The sequence below is a fragment of the Pseudomonas sp. Y3 TE3536 genome, assembly GCF_053629175.1.
In genome coordinates this window covers 5671133-5690945 of sequence record NZ_JBRJHU010000001.1, presented here as the reverse complement: position 1 = coordinate 5690945, position 19813 = coordinate 5671133, and the positions used below count along the sequence as shown (strand labels likewise).

General features: G+C 64.2%; 18 protein-coding genes. 9 read left to right on the top strand and 9 right to left on the bottom strand.

Going from position 1 to position 19813, the window contains the following annotated elements:
- Window positions 1-5: 5 nt before the first annotated feature.
- From AB7M33_RS25405 to AB7M33_RS25395, 3 genes are read right to left on the bottom strand one after another with little or no spacing between them, the layout of a single operon-like run.
- Window positions 6-1352, bottom strand: coding sequence for a c-type cytochrome (locus tag AB7M33_RS25405; RefSeq protein ID WP_454243928.1), 1347 nt, complete (start codon window positions 1350-1352; stop codon window positions 6-8).
- 17 nt (window positions 1353-1369) lie between these two features.
- On the bottom strand, window positions 1370-3628 hold the full coding sequence (locus tag AB7M33_RS25400) for a molybdopterin cofactor-binding domain-containing protein (RefSeq protein ID WP_454243927.1): 2259 nt from the start codon (window positions 3626-3628) through the stop codon (window positions 1370-1372).
- Window positions 3628-4086, bottom strand: a complete 459-nt coding sequence (locus tag AB7M33_RS25395; RefSeq protein WP_454243926.1) for a (2Fe-2S)-binding protein — start codon at window positions 4084-4086, stop codon at window positions 3628-3630. The genes AB7M33_RS25400 and AB7M33_RS25395 overlap by 1 nt, the downstream gene beginning before the upstream one ends.
- A gap of 253 nt (window positions 4087-4339) precedes the next feature.
- On the opposite strand from AB7M33_RS25395, the gene AB7M33_RS25390 reads away from it, so the two are divergent.
- Window positions 4340-6526: an OsmC domain/YcaO domain-containing protein gene (locus AB7M33_RS25390; protein WP_027593622.1), complete on the top strand. Its 2187-nt coding sequence runs from the start codon at window positions 4340-4342 to the stop codon at window positions 6524-6526.
- A 394-nt stretch (window positions 6527-6920) separates the two neighbouring features.
- Entirely contained in the window at window positions 6921-7733 is an 813-nt protein-coding gene (locus tag AB7M33_RS25385; protein WP_454243925.1) for a class I SAM-dependent methyltransferase, read from the top strand.
- 17 nt (window positions 7734-7750) lie between these two features.
- On the opposite strand, the gene AB7M33_RS25380 is transcribed toward AB7M33_RS25385, so the two are convergent.
- The gene (locus AB7M33_RS25380) at window positions 7751-8050 is read right to left on the bottom strand and encodes a hypothetical protein (RefSeq protein ID WP_085274366.1); all 300 of its coding nucleotides are present in this window, start codon (window positions 8048-8050) and stop codon (window positions 7751-7753) included.
- A gap of 246 nt (window positions 8051-8296) precedes the next feature.
- On the opposite strand from AB7M33_RS25380, the gene AB7M33_RS25375 reads away from it, so the two are divergent.
- The 4 genes from AB7M33_RS25375 (at window position 8297) to AB7M33_RS25360 (ending at window position 11246) form a co-directional block, all read left to right on the top strand.
- Entirely contained in the window at window positions 8297-8671 is a 375-nt protein-coding gene (locus tag AB7M33_RS25375) for a DUF2231 domain-containing protein (RefSeq protein ID WP_265970079.1), read from the top strand.
- The gene (locus AB7M33_RS25370) at window positions 8668-9960 is read left to right on the top strand and encodes a PQQ-dependent sugar dehydrogenase (RefSeq protein WP_027593618.1); all 1293 of its coding nucleotides are present in this window, start codon (window positions 8668-8670) and stop codon (window positions 9958-9960) included. The genes AB7M33_RS25375 and AB7M33_RS25370 overlap by 4 nt, the downstream gene beginning before the upstream one ends.
- Window positions 9961-10028: 68 nt before the next feature.
- The gene (locus AB7M33_RS25365; protein ID WP_274886908.1) at window positions 10029-10607 is read left to right on the top strand and encodes a hypothetical protein; all 579 of its coding nucleotides are present in this window, start codon (window positions 10029-10031) and stop codon (window positions 10605-10607) included.
- A 123-nt stretch (window positions 10608-10730) separates the two neighbouring features.
- Window positions 10731-11246: a DMT family transporter gene (locus tag AB7M33_RS25360; protein ID WP_099429084.1), complete on the top strand. Its 516-nt coding sequence runs from the start codon at window positions 10731-10733 to the stop codon at window positions 11244-11246.
- On the opposite strand, the gene AB7M33_RS25355 is transcribed toward AB7M33_RS25360, so the two are convergent.
- The gene (locus AB7M33_RS25355) at window positions 11247-12155 is read right to left on the bottom strand and encodes a LysR family transcriptional regulator (RefSeq protein WP_099429085.1); all 909 of its coding nucleotides are present in this window, start codon (window positions 12153-12155) and stop codon (window positions 11247-11249) included.
- Window positions 12156-12349: 194 nt separating this feature from the next.
- Here AB7M33_RS25355 and AB7M33_RS25350 point away from each other — a divergent pair, with 194 nt between their 5' ends.
- Together AB7M33_RS25350 and AB7M33_RS25345 are read left to right on the top strand one after the other, a co-directional pair.
- Entirely contained in the window at window positions 12350-13324 is a 975-nt protein-coding gene (locus tag AB7M33_RS25350; protein WP_454243924.1) for a quinone oxidoreductase family protein, read from the top strand.
- A gap of 27 nt (window positions 13325-13351) precedes the next feature.
- Window positions 13352-14287 carry a LysR family transcriptional regulator gene (locus tag AB7M33_RS25345; RefSeq protein ID WP_454243923.1) on the top strand — a complete coding sequence of 312 codons (936 nt, stop codon included), beginning with the start codon at window positions 13352-13354 and terminating at the stop codon, window positions 14285-14287.
- A 122-nt stretch (window positions 14288-14409) separates the two neighbouring features.
- On the opposite strand, the gene AB7M33_RS25340 is transcribed toward AB7M33_RS25345, so the two are convergent.
- Both AB7M33_RS25340 and AB7M33_RS25335 read right to left on the bottom strand, forming a co-directional pair.
- Window positions 14410-14739: a hypothetical protein gene (locus AB7M33_RS25340; RefSeq protein WP_085274370.1), complete on the bottom strand. Its 330-nt coding sequence runs from the start codon at window positions 14737-14739 to the stop codon at window positions 14410-14412.
- Window positions 14740-14813: 74 nt separating this feature from the next.
- Entirely contained in the window at window positions 14814-15464 is a 651-nt protein-coding gene (locus AB7M33_RS25335; protein ID WP_454243922.1) for a DUF998 domain-containing protein, read from the bottom strand.
- 197 nt (window positions 15465-15661) lie between these two features.
- Between AB7M33_RS25335 and AB7M33_RS25330 the strand changes: the two genes are divergently transcribed.
- Window positions 15662-16411 (top strand): FadR/GntR family transcriptional regulator, encoded by a 750-nt coding sequence (locus AB7M33_RS25330; protein ID WP_027593610.1) that lies wholly within the window; start codon window positions 15662-15664, stop codon window positions 16409-16411.
- Between the two features lie 171 nt (window positions 16412-16582).
- On the opposite strand, the gene AB7M33_RS25325 is transcribed toward AB7M33_RS25330, so the two are convergent.
- Window positions 16583-18163: an aldehyde dehydrogenase (NADP(+)) gene (locus AB7M33_RS25325; RefSeq protein ID WP_027593609.1), complete on the bottom strand. Its 1581-nt coding sequence runs from the start codon at window positions 18161-18163 to the stop codon at window positions 16583-16585.
- A 77-nt stretch (window positions 18164-18240) separates the two neighbouring features.
- Window positions 18241-19794 (bottom strand): galactarate dehydratase, encoded by a 1554-nt coding sequence (gene garD, locus AB7M33_RS25320; RefSeq protein ID WP_186680280.1) that lies wholly within the window; start codon window positions 19792-19794, stop codon window positions 18241-18243.
- Window positions 19795-19813 lie beyond the last annotated feature (19 nt).

The following is a 19813-nucleotide window of genomic DNA, read 5'->3' as shown; positions in this document are numbered from 1 at the left end:
CGGCTTCATCGCATATGCAAGATGATGGGGCTGCTGCTGGCCGGGTCGGTGTGCCCGCGTAACGTGCTCACTGCCTGTGCATCCACCGCGCTGCCGTGGTTGCCCCAACTGCTGCGCACAAAGCTCAATACTTCGGCAACCTCCTGGTCCGACAATTGCTCGCGGAAGGCCGGCATGCGGTAGGCATCGGGCAGGCCAGCGGCAACGATGCGTTGCGAGCCGTTGAGGGTGATGTTGATCGCCGAGGCGTTCTCGCCGGCCAAGGCCGAGGTTGCGCCCGCTAACGGCGGCATCCATTCGGCCTGGCCCTTGCCGTCTAGCCCATGGCAAGAGGCGCAGCGCGTGACGTAGGTGTGGGCGCCTGGGCGCTCCAGTGTCGCCGCCGCCGATGCCGCTTGGTACTGCCAGGGCGTGCCGTCACGTTGCGGATCGCCTGGCAGCGATTTCAGGTAGTGGGCGATTGCCGCCAGGTCCTCGTCGGCCATGAACTGCGTGGAGTTGTTGAACGCCTCGGTCATCGAGCCATAGACCACGGCATGCCGGTTACGCCCAGTCTTGAGAAACTGGACGATCTCGGCTTCGCTCCAGCGCCCAAGGCCGGTGTTGTGATCGGCGCGCAGGCTCGGCGCGTACCAGCCATCGAGCAGCGCGCCGGCCAGGAACGGCTTGCCGTCTTCATCCAGAGCCTTTTCGTTGAAGGCCAGGCCGCGCGGGGTATGGCAGCTGCCGCAGTGCCCGGGGCCTTGGACAATATAAGCGCCGCGGTTCCACAGAGGGTCCTGGCCAGCCTTGGTCACGTAGGGCGTAGTGGGCGCAAACAGCCCGTTCCACAACGCGATGGGCCAGCGCAGGTTCAGCGGCCAGGGGATATCGCTGGGGATATTCGGCTGGTTGGCAGGTTGCACGCCCTGCATGAAAAACGCGTACAACGCACGCACATCGTCATCGCTGAGCTTGGCGTAGGAGGGGTAGGGCATGGCCGGGTACAGCCGCCGGCCACCGGGGGCGACGCCATGGCGCACAGCGCGGTCGAAGTCGGCGAGGCTGTAGCCGCCGATGCCGGTGTCCCGGTCTGGGGTGATGTTGGTGGCATGGATCGCGCCTAACGGCGTGGCCATCTCCAGGCCCCCGGCGAACGGCTTGTTGTCGGGCAGGCTGTGGCAGGCCACGCAGTCGCTGAGCCGGGCCACGTACTCGCCGCGGCTGACAAGCGCCGGGTCGACGTTGGCGTTTTGTTCGGCCACGAAAGGCGACGCAGGCTCCCGGGTGACATACCAGGCCAGCAGGCCTGCCGCGACCAGGCACGGCAGCGCCAGCCAGCCGGCGGTTCTTGCGAATCGGCTGTGGGTCATGGGCGTTCCTTGTCCTGTCAGGTGAAGGTGTAGCGGCTCAATGGGATGCTGCGGATGCGCTGGCCGGTCAGCCGCGCTACCGCGTTGGCCACCGCCGGTGCAACCGCGGGCAGCGGCGGTTCGCCGATGCCGCCCATCTTCGCGCCGCTTTCGACGATGCGCACATGCACCCGGGCCATGCGCGAAGGCGGCAGGATCGGGTACAGGTCGTAGTTGCGCGCACGGGGCTTGCCGTCGATGTACACCGCTTCTTCCAGCAGGGTCTGCGACAGGCCCAGGGCCACGGCGCCGTTGACCTGCGCTTCGATGATCGCCGGGTTGACGATGCTGCCCGGGTCGATGGCCTGCCAGATGTCGTGCACTTTGACCTGACCGTTTTCGATCGACACTTCGGCGATAACCGCCGCCTCCGAGCCAAACGGCGAGGCCATGGCCACACCGCGTGCCCGTTTGCTGCCGTCCTCGGCCGTGAATGGCCCACGCTTCCAGCCACCGGACAACTCGCCGACAGCCTGTAGCAGGGTGGTCAGGCGCGGGTTGTCGCGCAACAGATGCAGGCGCAATTCATAAGGGTCCTTGCCGCCTTTGTCGGCCAGCTCGTCGAGGAAGGCTTCGTAGAAGAAGTCGTTCAGCGAGTTGCCCACCGAGCGCCAGTAGCCGAGCATGACCGGGCCTTTGACGTAGATTTGGGCAATGCGTTTGTTGGCGATGGCGTACGACTTGCCCGACAGCCCTTCAAGGGCGGTGGGGTCGATCTTGTCACCTTGTTTGCCGGCCAGTGCCTCGGTCGGGCCTTCGGTGGCACTCACGGCTTCTATCGCGACTGGCAGGCCATCGTCATCCAGTGCCCCACGGAACTTGACCACCGCCAGCGGCCGCAACACATCCCGCAGAAACTCTTCTTCGCGGCTCCAGATCAGCTTGACCGGGCGGCCCACCGCTTTGGCCAGGGCGATGGCCTGCGGGTAGGGGTTGGCCGAGTCGTACAGAAAATGCCGGCCAAAAAAGCCGCCCAGCAGGGGTGAGTGCAGGGTGATGCGCGCAGGGTCGAGGCCGGTGCGTTTGGCGATGTCGTCGCGGAACATGTCCGGCGCCTGGTTGGGCAACCACACCTCCAGCGAACCGTCGGGGTTGAAGCGGGCGAGCGCCGAGGGCGGCTCGAGCTGGGCGTGGTTGAGGTATTGGTTGTGGTAGGTCGCCTCGACCTTGGTCTTGGCCTTGGCCAGCACCCCGACCACATCACCTTGGTTTTCCTCGTCACGGGCCGGGCCTTGCTCGGTGGCCAGGCGGTCACGATAGGCGTCGCTGGAGAAGTCTGCCGGCATCGGCCTTACCGGCGAATCGCTGCCGGGCTCCTGCCAGTCCACCTGGAGGGCCTCGACCGCGCGCTTGGCATGCCACCAGCGTTCGGCGACCACCGCCACCGCGCCGGGTAGTTGATGCACCGAATGCACGCCTTTCATGGCCTTGACCTGTGCTTCGTTGCGCAGGCTGCCAACCGTCATGCCCAGGCGCGGTGCGTGCTGGACGGCGGCGTGGAGCATGCCGTCGAGCTTGATGTCGATGGTGTACACGGCTTTGCCGGTGGATTTGTCATAGGCATCGACCCTGCGCACCGGTTTGCCGATCCAGCGGAACTCGCTGGGGTCGCGCAGCTTCACGCTGGCCGGGTCTGGCACCGGCAGGTCGAGGGCGCGCTCGGCCAGTTCGCCGTAGGGCACCGAGCGGCCGGATGCCGCGTGGACGACCTTGCCGGGTTCGGTGGAGAGCTCGTCGACCGGCACCCCCAACTGCTCGGCACCTGCCTGCAGCAACATGGCCCGGGCCAGGGCGCCGAGGCGGCGCATGGTCGGGTAGCTCATGCGTACCGACATGCTGCCGCCGGTGATGCGCATACCGTTTTCCATCACCACGTAAGCCTCGCCAGGCGGTGCGCTGTCGACCAGGAACGTGGCCGGGTCGGCGTCCAGTTCTTCGCCGACGATCTGTGCCATGGCGGTGTAGGTGCCTTGGCCGCCCTCCATGAACGGGCAGAGCAGGCGCACGGTGCTGTCCGGGCGAATTTCAAGGAAGGCCGGCACTTGTGTGCCGCGCTCCTGGGCCGCGGCGGTAGCGGCCTGGACCCGTGCCGAGCCCAGCGGCAACCCAAACCCGAGTACCAGCGCGCCTGCGGCGGCGCCCGCCGAGGCTAGCAGGAAGCGGCGGCGTGACAGGTTAACCGGCTCACCCAGCGGCAGCGCCGACAGCTCGGCAGGGGTATCGATACGCGTGTTCATCACGCCTCCTCCCGCTGGACCGCAAGGTCGTGGACGGCGGCATGGATGGCGTTGTAGGTGCCGCAGCGGCACAGGTTGACCATCGCGGCATCGATCTGCGCGTCGCTGGGCTGGGGCGTGTGCTTGAGCAGCGCTGTGGCGGCCATCACCTGGCCTGACTGGCAGTAGCCGCACTGGGCCACCTGGTACTCGACCCAGGCCGCGACCACGCGCTTGCCAACGGCGTCGTCCTCGATCGCCTCGATGGTGGTCACTTCGCGCCCGACCACGCCTGCCACCGGGGTCACGCAGGCGCGCACCACGCTGCCGTCCACCAGCACCGAGCAAGCGCCGCATTGCGCCAGGCCGCAGCCATACTTGGTGCCGGTCAGCCCCAGGTCGTCACGGATCACCCACAGCAGGGGCGTGTCGGCGTCGGCCTCGACCTGATAGGTCTTCTGGTTGATGCGTAGTTCCATGGTTCACCTGCTCATCATCGGTTTGCTGTCGCGTTGTCGTCTTGAGTGGGGATACGTTGCCCCCAATCCAGAAACGCTAGCACAGCGCTACGACCGGCGAGCGGGCGCTGCCGACAGGTCAGGAGGATCAGGCAAGGAATCCGGTGGAATGCGCAAGGCAGGCGTTGGCGGCAGGCAAACAGGACTTCCAGGCGAAAAACCCGGATAATGCCGGCCAATTTCGTTTTGCACGCTTAACTCACGGTAATCCCGCATGGAAATCAAGGTCAATTTTCTCGACAATCTCCGTCTCGAAGCCAAGTTCGACGACTTCACGGTGATCGCCGACCAACCGATCCGTTACAAAGGCGACGGTTCGGCCCCGGGGCCGTTCGACTATTTCCTGGCGTCTTCGGCCCTGTGCGCGGCTTACTTCGTGAAGCTGTACTGCCAGACCCGCGACATCCCCACCGAAAACATTCGGCTGTCGCAGAACAACATCGTCGATCCGGAAAACCGCTACAACCAGATCTTCAAGATCCAGGTCGAGCTGCCCGAAGACATCTCCGAGAAGGACCGCCAGGGCATCCTGCGCTCCATCGACCGTTGCACGGTAAAGAAGGTCGTGCAGACCGGGCCGGAGTTCGTCATCGAGGTGGTGGACAACCTCGACGCCGATGCCCAGGGGCTGCTGATGCCGGTATCGGACACCAGCACCTACATCCCGGGCAAGGACCTGCCGCTGGAGCAGACCATCGCCAACATGTCGGCGATTCTCGCGGGCCTTGGGATGAAGATCGAGATCGCCTCGTGGCGCAATATCGTGCCCAACGTGTGGTCGCTGCATGTGCGCGATGCACAGTCGCCGATGTGCTTCACCAATGGCAAGGGTTCGACCAAGGAGGCCGCGCTGGCCTCGGCGCTGGGTGAGTTCATCGAGCGCCTTAATTGCAACTTCTTCTACAACGACCAGTTCTGGGGCGAGGACATCGCCAACGCGCCGTTCGTGCATTACCCGAACGAGCAGTGGTTCAAGCCGGGCCCCAAGGACGCGCTGCCCAGCGAGATCCTCGACGCGAACTGCCTGGAAATCTACAACCCCGACGGTGAGCTGCGCGGCTCGCACCTGTACGACACCAACTCGGGCAACACTGCGCGGGGCATCTGCTCGCTGCCATTCGTGCGCCAGTCGGACCAGGAGGTGGTGTACTTCCCGTCCAACCTGATCGAGAACCTGTTCCTCAGCAACGGCATGAGCGCTGGCAACACCCTCGCTGAGGCGCAAGTGCAGTGCCTGTCGGAAATCTTCGAGCGTGCGGTGAAGCGCGAGATCCTCGAAGGCGAACTGTGCCTGCCGGATGTACCGCAGGAAGTGCTGGCCAAGTACCCGGGCATCGTTGCCGGTATCCAGGGGCTGGAAGAGCAGGGCTTCCCGGTGCTGGTCAAGGACGCATCGCTGGGCGGTGAGTTCCCGGTCATGTGCGTGACCTTGATGAACCCGCGCACCGGTGGCGTGTTCGCCTCATTCGGCGCCCACCCGAGTCTGGAAGTGGCGTTGGAGCGCAGCCTCACCGAGTTGTTGCAGGGCCGCAGCTTCGAAGGCCTGAACGACCTGCCGCAGCCCACCTTCGAAAGCCACGCGCTGACCGAGCCGAACAACTTCGTCGAGCACTTCATCGACTCCAGCGGCGTGGTGTCGTGGCGCTTCTTCAGCGCCAAGGCCGATTTCGAATTCGTCGAGTGGGACTTCTCTGGCCATGGCGAAGATTCCAACGTACAGGAAGCTGCGACCCTGTTCGGCATCCTCGAAGACCTGGGCAAAGAAGTGTACATGGCGGTGTACGACAACCTCGGTGCCACCGCGTGCCGCATCCTCGTGCCGGGTTACTCGGAGATCTACCCGGTCGAGGACCTGATCTGGGACAACACCAACCGGGCCTTGTCGTTCCGCGCTGACATCCTCAACCTGCACAGCCTGGACAACCGCTCGCTGAAGTTGCTGCTCAAGCGCCTGGACAACTGCGATGTGGACGATTACACCACTATCACCACGTTGATCGGCGTCGAGTTCGACGACAACACGGTGTGGGGCCAGTTGACCATTCTTGAGCTGAAGCTACTGATCTGCCTGGCCGTGCAGCGCTTCGAAGATGCCAAGGAGCTGGTCGAGGCGTTCCTTCAGTTCAACGACAACACCGTCGAGCGTGGCCTGTTCTACCAGGCGTTGAACGTGGTGCTGGAAGTGGTGCTGGATGATGAACTTGAGATGGAAGACTACGAAACCAACTTCCGCCGCATGTTCGGCAACCCGCGGATGGACGCGGTGCTGGGCTCGGTGGACGGCAGTGTGCGCTTCCATGGCCTGACGCCGACCAGCATGAAGCTGGAAGGGCTGGATCGTCATTTGCGTTTGATCGAGAGCTACAAGAAGCTGCATGCAGCTCGGGCCAAGTTTGCCTGATAGACCGAGCGCCGCTTATGCGGCGCTTCGCAGCACAAGGCTGCTCCTACACAGGCCCGATTCGGCGCCAAGAAGGTCGCGCGCCCCTGCCACAGGAATAATTGGCCCGAAACAATTGTAGGAGCAGCCTTGTGCTGCGAAGCGTCGCGCAAGCGGCGCTCGATCCCACAAGCGCCAAAACCCCAAAATCGTATACCTCGCAACCATCCCCATATAGCGGTTAATGCTTTCCGCTATCTCAAATCCGTCTTGCCTCTCACCCCCCCAACGCTTGCCGCTTCCCCCATCAGGCGCATAATTTTTTGCTGCCCCCATGGGCTCGACCCCTCAACCTATCCATGGCGCGATGACCGCCAGAAGGACCTCGGCCGCGCACAACACGAAGGCGCAGACCATGAGCACCCCTTTGGATACCAATGCCTTGAAAGCCCGCCAGCAAGCCGCGTGGGCCAGCGGTGACTACGCCGTGATCGGCACCACCCTGCAGCTGGTGGGTGAACGCCTGGCCGAAGCCTGTGATTTGCGCTGGGACGAGCAGGTGCTGGACGTGGCGGCCGGCAACGGCAATGCCACCCTGGCCGCCGCGCGGCGCGGTTGCCGCGTCACCTCCACCGACTACGTGGCCGAGTTGCTCAAGCGCGGTGAGGCACGCGCTCAGGCCGAGCACCTGAACGTGGTGTTTCAAGTGGCCGATGCCGAAGCGTTGCCGTTCGCCGAGGGTGCATTCGATGCCGTTCTGTCGACCTTCGGTGTGATGTTCACCCCCGATCAGGCCCAGGCCGCGCGGGAATTGAGCCGCGTCTGTCGGTCTGGTGGCCGGATTGGCCTGGCAAACTGGACGCCGCAGGGTTTCGTTGGCCAGATGTTCAAGACGCTCGGGCGCCATGTTCCGCCGCCAGTCGGGGCATTGCCCCCTTCGCGCTGGGGTGACGAGGAACAGTTACGGGTACTGTTCGACAGCGCGCTGGGCCAGATGCAGGTCACCCGGCAGCACTTCAACTTCCGCTATCGCTCTGCGGCGCACTTCATCGATGTGTTCCGCACTTGGTATGGGCCGGTGCACAAGGCGTTTGCGGCATTGGCGCCTGAAGCCGCCAATGCGCTGGAGAGCGACCTGACTGCGCTGTTGAATGTAAACAACGTGGCGGGCGGGGCCTCGCTGGTTGTACCCAGCGAGTATCTGGAGGTGGTGATCACGCGGCGTTGAGCGTCAGCGACTGCTGCCTAGTTCTTGCACTTGGCCATCACCACCTGGCAGGTCTTCGGCGTCCCCCCAGACCTGCCTGCATAGCGCACACAGTTGTTCAGCGACTTTTGCCGGGCAATGCTCAAGGTATTGCCCCAGGCTAGGCCACCTTCGCCCGTAGTCGGTACGGCCTTGGCGAAGCAGTTGGAGCCAACGGTGGAGGCCGCATAGCGGGCTTGGTTTTTTTTGCTGGAGCAGCCTGCGCTCAGCCCCAGGCCGAGGATGAGCAGCGTGTTCAGTGCCCAGAACGCCCACGTGCGCTCCCGGTAGTCGCTCATGCTGTTCTCCTTGTTCGAATGATGCCAAAGCGCTGAAGGTGGAAAAGTACAGCGCGGGTGCTTGCAGGATACCATTCAAGCGAAACGGTGAACTATCCCGTCGTAGAGACGCTCCTTTCTTTAGCGCACCCCGCGCACGCCTGATGATGTCTTTGTCATCAGGGCCGGGTCACTGAACGATAAGGAGGCGCCGTGACCGCATCTGAGCAAACCCTCTACCGCTGCACGCCAGGCCCATTGCACGCCATGCTGTTGGCCGGCAGTGTTCCGCTGTTTCTTGGCGCGCTGTTGAGCGATATCGCCTACTTCAATAGCTACCAGATCCAATGGAGCAACTTCGCGGCCTGGCTGATCGCCGGTGGCTTGGTGTTCTGTGGGCTGGCGCTGCTGTTCGCGTTGGTCAACCTGATCCGCGCCGAGCGCAAAGGCGGGCGTGCGACCCTGTATTTCGTGCTGTTGCTGGCGACCTGGGTGTTGGGGTTGGTCAATGCCTTCGAGCATGCCAAGGACGCCTGGGCAGTGATGCCGTCGGGGTTGGTGCTGTCGGTCATTGTGACCGCGCTCGCAACTGTCGCGGCGTGGACTGGCCTTAGCAACCTGCGTTCGGGAGGTGTGGCATGAAGCCTTTGCATACCTTGAGCCTGTTGAGCATGGCGTTACTGATCAGCGCCTGTGGTGGGGAAGGCACGCCCACTCAAGCCCATGGCCCGGACCCCAAGCTGCCTGAGCCACAGCGTGGTTTGCTGCCGAGCATGAAGATCGCTGAGCCAGTTGCCTGGGGTGAGCAGAAGCCGACTGTGCCTGAGGGCTTCAGCGTCACGGCAATCGCCACCGGCCTGAACATCCCGCGCCAGAGCCTGGTGCTGCCTAATGGCGATATTCTCGTAGCCGAAGGCCGCGGCGGCAGCGCCGCAAAACTCAAACCCAAGGATGTGATCGCCAGCCAGATCAAGGCCAAGGGCAATACCCAGGTCAAAGGCGGCAATCGCCTGACCTTGCTGCGCGATGCCGATGGCGATGGCACCTACGAGGTGCAGACGGTCTTTGCTGAAAACCTCAACGCCCCTTACGGCCTGGCGTTTGCCAACGGCAAGCTGTACGTGGCCAACCAGGATGCATTGGTGCGTTTCGACTACCAGGAGGGCCAGACCAAGGCCAGCGGTGCGCCGGTCAAGGTCACCGACCTGCCTGCCGAAATCAACCACCACTGGACCAAGTCGCTGGCCGTCAGCGCTGATGGGCGCTTCCTTTATGTGGGTATCGGTTCGAACAGCAACATCACCGAGCGCGGCCTGGAAGTGGAGATTGATCGGGCCATGGTCTGGCAGGTCGATGCCCAGACTGGTGCTCACCGGCCCTATGCGACCGGCTTGCGCAACCCGACGGCCTTGGCTGTTCAGCCGCAGAGCGGGCAGGTGTGGGCGGTGGTCAACGAGCGTGATGAGCTCGGCCCTGATCTGGTCCCGGACTACCTGACGTCGGTGCGTGAAGGCGGGTTTTATGGGTGGCCCTACAGTTATTGGGGCCAGAACGTCGATGACCGGGTCAGGCCACAGAACCCGGACAAGGTGGCGGCGGCAATCAAGCCGGACTACAGCCTTGGCTCGCATGTGGCTGCATTGGGGGTCGACTTCTCGGTACCGGCCATGGGCGAGCGCTTCGCCGACGGGGTGTTCGTGGGTGAGCACGGTAGCTGGAACCGGCCAAACCCCGTGGGCTACAAGGTGATCTTCGTGCCGTTCAGCAATGGCAAGCCGGCGGGCGAACCGATCGACTTCGCCACGGGCTTCCGGGGCGAGGACGGCAAGACGCGTGGGCGGCCGGTGGGGGTCACCGTCGACCCGCGCGGTGCCTTGATCATTGCCGACGACCTGGCCAATACGGTCTGGCGGGTGACGCGCAGCCAGTAATGACTATGCTTGTTGGCGCGTGAACCTTTCACGCGCCAACCCGGAAACGAATACAGGGAAGCAGGCCTATGAAACCCATTAGCTCACTCGCTCGCGCTGTCGCAGTCGCCTCGCTGGTCTTCGCTGGCAGCTTCACGGCCCAGGCCGCTGATGTGCCGATTGGTAGCGAAGCGCTGGAAAGCCATGTCACCACCAAGGTGCAGGCTATCGACCTGGCCAGCCGCCAGGTCACGGTGGAGGGCGCCAACGGCAAGCCTGTGACCTTCCAATTGACCGAGAAGGCCAAGGCACTGCCCAACCTCAAGGTCGGCGACACGGTCGACATCTACGTGACCCGCGCTGTGGCTTATGTGCTCAATACCGACGTGGGCGGCGCGCCTAAAGTGAGTGATGAGTCCGGCAGCATTCGCGCCACCAAGGACAACCCCAACCCGGGCGGTGAGGCGTTCCGCCAGGTCAAGGTCACGTCGCAGATCAAGAAGATTGACCTCAAGAAGCATGAGGTGAGCCTGCTGCCGCCGGAAGGCAAGCTGCAGGTGGTGAAGGTCGAGAACCCTGACCTGCAGGCGCGCATGAAGAACCTCAAGGTCGGCCAGACGGTCGATGCCATCTACACCGAAGTGCTGCGCGTAGAGACCTCACGCTAGGTTCGGCGTGTGAGGTGCCCGGCTATTCACACGGCGAATAGTCGGGGTGCATGTGTTTGATTTCCATAACCGGTGCAGATCCATCGATCATGGCCTCCATCACATTACAAGGTGAGGAAAGTCATGTTGAGCAAGTCGATGGTTCTGTTGGGTATCCCTGTGGCGATGGCGTTGCTGGCGGGTGCCGTGCTGCCGTTTCAGGCTGCTGGCAACGCCGCTGTTGGCCGGGCGTTGGGCCACTGGTTATGGGGGGCGTTCACCTCGCTGACGGTCAGTTCAGTGGTGGTAATTGCGGCGCTGCTGATACTGCGGGTACCAACGCCAGACCTGGGCAAGGCCCTCCAAGGGCCGTGGTGGCTGTGGATTGGCGGCGTGCTGGGCGCGCTCTACGTGGCCGGCGCGGCAGCACTGACGCCGAAACTGGGCGCCGCGGGCTTTCTAGTGCTGGTGGTGGCAGGGCAGATCTTGACGGCGGTCATCGCTGACCACTTCGGGGTAATGGGGCTGGGGGGCAAACCGGTCAACCTGGCTCGGGTGGCCGGCGTGGTACTGATCCTGTGTGGGGTGTTTCTGGTCCAGGGGAACTGGGGGAGCAGCGCTGCGGCCAAGCCTGTGGTGCTCGAGCAGTCACAGCGCTGATCAAGTGCCTGGCTGGCTGCAGGCCCACACGGCCTCGCGCAGCCAGCGATGCCCGGGGTCGCTGTCTTTGCGGCTGTGCCAAGCCTGCTGATAGGCAAACGAAGGAATGGCCAGTGGCGGCTCAAACCGGCGCAACGCCTGATGCTGGCGTAATGAACCTACCGCGCGGCTGGCCACTGTGAGAATCAGATCGGTGCCCGCAAGCACCTCGACCGCTGCGCTCCAGTGCGGCAGTGCCAGGGCTATCCGCCGTTGCAGGCCGTGGGCGGCCAATGCGCGTTCTATTTCATCATGGGCATCGGGGTGCATGGCCATCAACACATGGGGGCGAGCCAGCCAGTCGGCCAACGCTAGGCCCCCACTGGCAGGCAGCACCTGGCGGTCGGCAACACTGATGAAGTGTTCCTCGAACAGGGGCTGGGCGGTGATGCTCTGCGGCAGCTCGGGGAATAGGCCCAAGGCCAGGTCGAGCTCCCCGTCGAGCAGCTGGGCCAGCATGGTTTCACGGCTGGCCTGGCTGATTGCCAGGTCTACACCGGGTGCTACCTGGCGCACGTGGCGGACCAGGGGCGGAAGGATGATGCGCGAAGCATAGTCGGACAACGACAAACGGAACCGACGCTGCGCCTTGGCAGGGTCGAACAGTGGAGCGGCCAGCAGTGCGTTGAGGTTGCCCAAGGCATCTTGCAGCGGCTTGGCCAGTGCCTGCGCACGTGCGGTCAGGGCCATGCGGCCGTTCTGGCGTATCAGCAAGGGGTCGTCGAAGTGCCTGCGCAATTGTGCCAGCGCGTGGCTCACCGCCGGCTGGCTCCGGTGCAGGCGCAGGGCGGCGCGGGTCACGTGCTTCTCTGTCAGCAGTGCATGCAAGGCCAGCAGCAGGTTGAGGTCGATCTTGCGCAGTTCATCCATGGGGCGAATAGTCGAGGCTGGTTGGGCGGGCTTTGATCAGCCTAACAGATGTCCTGGTTTGGGTGCGCGGCGGTGCATATGGCGGTCGGCTATTGCTGCACGGGTTGCAGAAATCATCTGCACTGCGCCGTATTGTTCAACTTGCCATGCCTAATTAGCCTGTATCGAAACCGTCATCCTCACAGGAATCGATCATGGTCAACCGTATAACACTCAACGCCACCGGCACTGCCGATGTCATGCAGGTGCAGCACGTCCAACCGCAAGTGCCAGGGCCAGGCGAGGTTTGGCTGGAGCAGACCGCCATGGGCGTCAACCCGCTGGACATACTGCAGCGCAAGGGCGGGGCGCCCCTGGCATTGCCGTCTGGCCTGGGGCTGGAGGGCGCAGGGCGGGTGAGCGCGGTGGGTGAAGGGGTGGGCAATGTGCGCGTGGGGGACCGGGTGGCGTATGCGATGGGCCCGGTAGGCGCTTATGCCAGCGGGCGGCTGTTCCCTGCCGAGCGCCTGGTAAAGCTGCCGGACTCACTGGATGACGAAGCCGCCGCAGCCGTATTGTTCAAGGGCATCACCGCGCAGTACTTGCTGAAGAGCACCTACCGCGTGGGGCTGGGTACCCAGGTGCTGCTGTATGGCGCGGGCGGGGCATTGGGGCAGCTCATGGCGTCTTGGGCCAGGCACCTGGGGGCGACCGTGATTGGCGTTGTGTCGCGACCACAGAGCGTCGAACGGGCGCGGGCGGCGGGCTGCCATCACGTGATGGTGTTCGAGGCGGCCACGTTGGCCAAGCAGGTGCGTGAGTTGACGCACGGCGAGGGCGTGGACGTGGTGTATGACAGTGTCGGCAAGGTGTCGCTGGAGGCCTCGCTGGACAGCCTGCGCCCGCGCGGGTTGCTGGTGTCGTTTGGCGGCACCTCCGGCGCGCCGGCGGCCATTGAAGTGGCCACGCTCAATGCCAAGGGCTCCCTCTACCTGACGCGCCCGTCACTGGCAGCCCATACGCGTACCGTCGAGGAGTACCAGCAGCGCGCCGCCGATGTGCTGGCGGCGGTCGACGCAGGTATCATCCAGCCTCGGGTCTGGCGTCGCTACCCGCTGACCGAAGCGGCCAGGGCCCACGCGGACCTGGAGCAAGGGCTGTCGGAAGGGGTGCTGATTCTCACTGCCTGACTTTCCTACCTTCTGCCGAGCCTTGCCATGGATGCCTTCGACAGCCGCCGCGCCGATGAACTTGCCACCTTGCTGGCCCTACACGAGCAGGGGTCGTTCGCGGCTGCTGGACAGCAACTGGCGCGCCACCCCACGGTGCTGTCCAAGCGCCTGAGCGCACTCGAAGCACGCCTTGGTATCCGCCTGGTTGAGCGCAGCACGCGGCAACTGCGCTTCACCGACGAAGGTGAGCGGTTGGTGGCGCGGGTGCGTGAGGCCAGCCGGCTGATCGCCGAAGCCGAACAGGAAGCCACGCAAGGGGCGGTAACGGTGCGGGGGCGTTTGCGCCTCGCCTTGCCGGCGGCCATGGGGCGGCGCTGGTTGAGCGGGATGTTGGCGGATTTTGTGCTGGCCTATCCGCAGGTCACAGTGGAGGCCGAGTACGCTGATCGCTTCGTTGACCTGATCGGCGAGGGCTTTGACGCTGCCATCCGTATCGGCGAGTTGGCCGATAACCGCCTGGTGGCGCAAAAGCTGTGCGATCACCGCCGCATCCTCTGCGCCTCGCCGGGCTACCTCGCACGCCACGGCACGCCGCAGCAGCCTGAGCAGCTAGCCGGGCATAACTGCCTCGGCTTCAGCGGCTTGCGTTCGTTTCCCGAATGGCGCCTCACCCGTCAAGCGCAGCAAGTCAGTGTAAAAGTCAGCGGTTCGTTGCGCAGTAATGACAATGAAGCCCTGCTCGAAGCTGCTCGGCGGGGTGTGGGCATATTGGCTGGCGGCGACTGGCTGATGGGCGAGGATTTGGCCAGTGGGCGCTTGGTGAGGGTGCTGCCGCACTGGCAGCTCGACGTGGCGGCAGGGATCTACCTGGTGCGGCCTACGTCACGGTTGAACACCGCTGCACTCGGGGTTTTCAAGGCGTGGGTGACTGAGCAGTTCAGTGCGGGAGCGCCCTGGCGGCACCAGGGCGATCATATTTAGATTTTGCCTTAATCTTATTCTTTAAGTAATTGAAATTAAACGATAAAACTAATTTTGTCTCTTTTGCCTGCTGTTAAGGTTTTGCTGAAAATAGTTAGGATAACCTACTGAAAAATATGGATTTATCGCCTTGCGACGGCATGCTGCACGCATTGCTCGTAGTAGGTCTGCTTGATCGCCGCAGGTTTCAATCGCGAACGGCTGTTGTAAGTCTGCTCGGTAATGCCGAAGGCGGTCATGCGCATCCACGGCTTGGCGAACTTTCGCGCCTGTAACTTCTTGCGCGTGGCATACAGGGTTACCCCTGATAGCTTGGCCTGCTGGGCTTCTGCGGCGATCTGTGCGCCCCAGCCACAGGTCTGGCGATCGTTCTGGCTCAGCGTCCTGGCCTGCACGCCGAAGGCGGCCGTGGCCAGCAGGCAGCCAGCCATCGTTGCTAGAAGTACTCGCATGTTGCTGTCCTAAGCATCTGAAGGAGAAGGGAGTTTGCCTTCCCTTCAAACACCTGGGGGCCAGCAATTTGCCGTCAGGCAGTGGCCATTCGCAACCGCCCTGAGGCGGGGGCACGCAGGCTGGCCCAGGCAAGGCCTGCCACCCAGATGACCGATACGCCGTAGTTCAAGCGCTGGTACAAGCCGAACAGATGGCCACTTTCAACAGCCTGGCCCATCAGCGCGACGGTCACGATCGCCAGCACTACGGCTGCCAAGGAGAACAGGCTCAAGGCCCGTGAGTCGGCCACCCGGTTGCCTAGCCAGGCCCACAGCGCACTGGCCAGGGTCAACGAAAGGAACATCAGCAAGCCTGAGAGGTTGTGCAACTGCTGCGACAGCGAAGGCTGTGCCGGTGCACACCCTTGGTCGCAGGGGAACCAGCCGGTGCCCAGGCTGCCCAGGCCATGCAGCAGCACCAGGGCCGCGCTGACCCGCGCCAGGGTCGATCCCTGCCAGCGACGGGCCAGGCCCCAGGCAAACAGTGCGAACAACACGGCCAGTGGGAAGTTGTTGACCCGCGGTGACCAGTGCTGGGTGGCTGCACCCACGGCGCCGAGTTGGCTCATGGCCTGTTGCAGGTGGTCATAGCCGGGGTACGCCTGGGCGGTCAGCCAGACGCCAGCCAGTAGCCACAGGGGGATCAGCAGGCCAGTGGCGAGCAGAATTCGGTCGAGCGGTTTCATGCTGTCGTTTCCTTCCATGGATAAGTGAGCGCGAAGCCGCACGGTACAGCCTTTCGCTGGCTTTGGGCCAGCATGTGGCGCTGATTTTTCGCATTCCGCGTGTCGCAGACACAGTGTGAAATACCGCATTGGGTGTATGTGATCGTACAACTGCTTGCGCTATCATGGGCGCTGTCTTTCAAGGTGAAATACAGGGCATGACAGAGCAGCAGGTACAGGCAAGGACCCGGCGCAAGCCGCGCAGTCTGGCCCAGGAACTGGTCACGGTGCTGACCGAGCGAATTCGCAGCGGCCAGCTCAAGCGCGGCGACAAGCTGCCGACCGAATCGCAGATCATGGCGGAAGAGGGCGTCAGCCGCACCGTGGTGCGCGAGGCCATCTCGCGGCTGCAGGCCGCAGGCCAGGTGGAGACCCGCCATGGCATCGGCACCTTTGTGCTGGACGCACCGGCCACGGGCGGTTTCCGCATCGACCCGGCGACCGTGGTGACCCTGCGCGAAGTGCTGGCAGTGCTGGAGTTGCGCATTGCCCTGGAGATCGAGTCGGCAGGGTTGGCGGCGCAGCGGCGCAGCGATGAACAGCTGGTTGGCATGCGCGCAGCGCTGGACGAGCTCAACGAAGGCGCGGCCCATGCGACCGATGCCGTGTCCGCGGACTTCCAGTTCCACTTGCGCATCGCCCAGGCCAGCGGTAACCACTACTTTGCCGACATCATCAACCACCTGGGTACCAGCATCATTCCACGTACCCGGCTCAATTCGGCACGCCTGGCCCATGATGACCAGGCGCACTACATGAGCCGGTTAATGCATGAGCACGAGGCGATCTACGAAGCGATTGCCCGGCAAGACAGCGAAGGGGCGAAGATGGCCATGCGCATGCACTTGAGCAACAGCCGCGAGCGGTTGCGTCAGGCGCATGAAGAGGCGGAAGCGCAGGGGGTCTGAGCCCTCTGTCGCCCAGGCCGGCCTCTTCGCGGGTAAACCCGCTCCCACAGGGGGGGGCACAGATTTCAGGCCTGCAGTGATCCTGTGGGAGCGGGTTTACCCGCGAAGAGGCCGGTACAGACAAAAGAAAAAGCCCCGACATGTGCGGGGCTTTTTCCATTCTAAAGACGATCAGATCGCCTCTTCGCTCCACTGCCCATTCACCAGGCGACGCAGCCCCAGCGGGTTGCCATCGCGCAGCGCCTCAGGCAGCAGCGCCTGCGGGTAGTTCTGGTAGCACACCGGGCGCAGGAAACGGTCGATGGCCAAGGTGCCGACCGACGTGCCGCGTGCATCCGAGGTTGCCGGGTACGGCCCGCCATGCACCATGGCGTCGCACACTTCGACACCCGTCGGGTAGCCATTGACCAGAATCCGGCCGACCTTTTCTTCCAGCAGTGGCACCAGCCAGGCGAACGCTTCGAAATCCTCCGGCTCGCCGATCAGGGTCGCGGTCAGTTGGCCGCGCAGGCCGAGCAGTGCGGCGCGCAGTTGTTCGTTGTCCTGGGCTTCGACGGCCACAGTGGTCGGGCCAAACACTTCTTCTTGCAGCAACGGGTCGGCGTCGACCAGCAGGCGGGCTTCAGCCTTGAACAGCTGGGCGCGGGCCTGGTTGCCTTCCTGTGCCTGGCCGGCCAGGTGCTCGATGCCAGCGTGGGCGTGCAGGTGCTCCAGGCCGCCAACGTAGCTGCGCAGGCCGCCGGCGTTGAGCAGGGTCTGGCCAGCCTGTTGGTCGAGGTGCTGGCCGAGGTCAGCCAGCAACTGGCTGAATTGCGGCGATTGCAGGCCGATCACCAGGCCAGGGTTGGTGCAGAACTGGCCGGCACCCAGGCACACCGAGCCTGCCAGTTCGCGGGCGATGGCTTCGCCACGTTTGGCCAGGGCACCGGGCAGGATGATCACCGGGTTGATGCTCGACATCTCGGCAAACACCGGGATCGGCTGCGGGCGTTCGGCGGCCATGCGGCACAGCGCATCGCCACCCTTGAGCGAGCCGGTAAAGCCGACGGCCTGGATCGCCGGGTGCTTGACCAGCCATTCGCCGACTCCGCCGCCGAAGACCATGTTGAACACGCCCTTGGGCATGCCGGTACGCTCAGCGGCGCGCTGGATGGCACAACCGACCAGGTCGGCCGTGGCCATGTGGCCGCTGTGCGCCTTGAACACTACCGGGCAGCCCGCGGCGAGGGCAGCGGCGGTGTCGCCACCGGCAGTCGAGAAGGCCAGCGGGAAGTTGCTGGCACCGAACACGGCAACCGGGCCTACGCCAATGCGCATCTGGCGCAGGTCGACACGAGGCAGCGGTTGGCGATCCGGCAGGGCCAGGTCGATGCGTGCCCCCAGGTAATCACCGCGGCGCAGGACTTGCGCGAACAGGCGCATCTGGCCACTGGTACGCCCGCGCTCGCCCTGGATACGCCCTGCAGGTAGGGCGGTTTCGCGGCAGACGATGGCGACGAAGGCGTCGTCCAGCTCATCCAGTTCGGCGGCGATGGCATCGAGGAATTCGGCGCGGCGCGCCGGGGCCAGTTGACGGAATTCGGCGAAGGCGGCAGCGGCGGCTTGGGCGGCTTGGTCCACTTCAGCCTCGGTGGCCTGGGCAAAGCTGTAGGGCAGGGCCTCGCCAGTGGTGGCGTCCAGGCTCTGCAGGCGTTGCGCGCCAGCGGCGCTGCGCTGGCCGGCGATGAAGTTGTGGCCGAGGATCTCAGGCATGGGGTGCTCCTTTGATGAAATAAAAGGCTGAAGGACGGCATGGCCCGCTCCCACAGGGGCCATGCCAAACCGCTACATCAGGTAATCGGCGCCGGGTTGAACAGGGTGATGTCGTTGTGCAACCGGTGTTGTTCGGCCCAGGTCTGCTTGCGGCCGCTGGCCACGTCCAGGTAGTAGTGGAACAGCTCCCAACCCAGTTCCTCGATGCTCGAGCGGCCTGTGGCGATGCGCCCGGCGTCGATGTCGATCAGGTCAGGCCAGCGCTCGGCCAGCTCGGTGCGGGTGCAGACCTTGACCACGGGTGCCATGGCCAGGCCGTACGGCGTGCCGCGGCCGGTGGTGAAGACATGCAGGTTCATGCCAGCTGCGAGCTGCAAGGTGCCGCAGACAAAGTCGCTGGCCGGGGTCGCGCAGAAGATCAGGCCTTTGCGGGCGACTCGCTCGCCAGGGCCGAGCACGCCCTGAATAGCGCCGCTGCCGGACTTCACGATCGAGCCCAAGGACTTTTCGACGATATTCGACAGGCCGCCTTTCTTGTTGCCCGGCGTGGTGTTGGCGCTGCGGTCGGCCGCACCTTGCTGCAGGTAGCGGTCGTACCAGTCCATCTCGCGCACCAGCGCCTCAGCCACGTCCTGGTTCTCGGCGCGGGAGGTCAGCATGTAGATGGCGTCACGCACTTCGGTCACTTCCGAGAACAGCACGGTCGCGCCGGCGCGTACCAGCAGGTCGGAGGCATAGCCCAGCGCGGGGTTGGCGGTGATGCCGGAGAAGGCATCGCTGCCGCCGCACTGCATGCCCAGGATCAGCTCGCTGGCGGGCACCGTTTCGCGACGGCGCTGGTCGAGCTTCTTCAGGCGGGTTTCAGCCAGCGCCATGATCTGTTCGATCATTTCGCCGAAGCCCAGGCTGGCGTCCTGCAGGCGATACAGCCACGGGTCACTGAGGTCTACCGAGGGGTCGTTGTCGTGCATGACCTGGCCGGCCTGCAGCTTTTCACAGCCCAGGCTGATGACCAGCGCTTCGCCGCCAAGGTTAGGGTTACGCGCCAGGTTGCGCACGGTGCGGATCGGGATGTAGGCATCGCGGGCGTTGATCGCCACGCCGCAGCCGTAGCTGTGGGTGATGGCGACCACGTCATCGACGTTGGGGTACAGCGGCAGCAACTCTTGACGAATGCGCTTGACCGCATGCTCCAGCACGCCGGTCACGCATTGCACGGTGGTGGTGATGCCGAGGATGTTGCGGGTGCCGACGGTGCCGTCGGCATTGCGGTAGCCCTCGAAGGTAAACCCCTCGAGTGGCGGCAAGGCGTCGGGGACGGCGTCGCAGCGCGGCAGGCTGTCCAGCGCTGGGGCTTCTGGCATGGCCAGCTGGCTTTCCTGAACCCAGCTGCCTTGGGGCAAGTCTTCAAGGGCGTAACCGATGATCTGCCCATAGCGGCGCACCGGCTCGCCTTTGGCGATCAGTACGGTGGCGACCTTGTGGCTCTGCGGCACGCCTTCGACCAGCGTCAGGCCGTCGGGAAAGCGGGCGCCTTCGCCCAGGCCGCCGTCGTTGACCACTACCACGACATTGTCGTCATCGTGCAGGCGGACGTAGCGGGGCGAGTCGGAATGTTCGATCAACTGCATGTTCGGGCCCTTCTTGTGA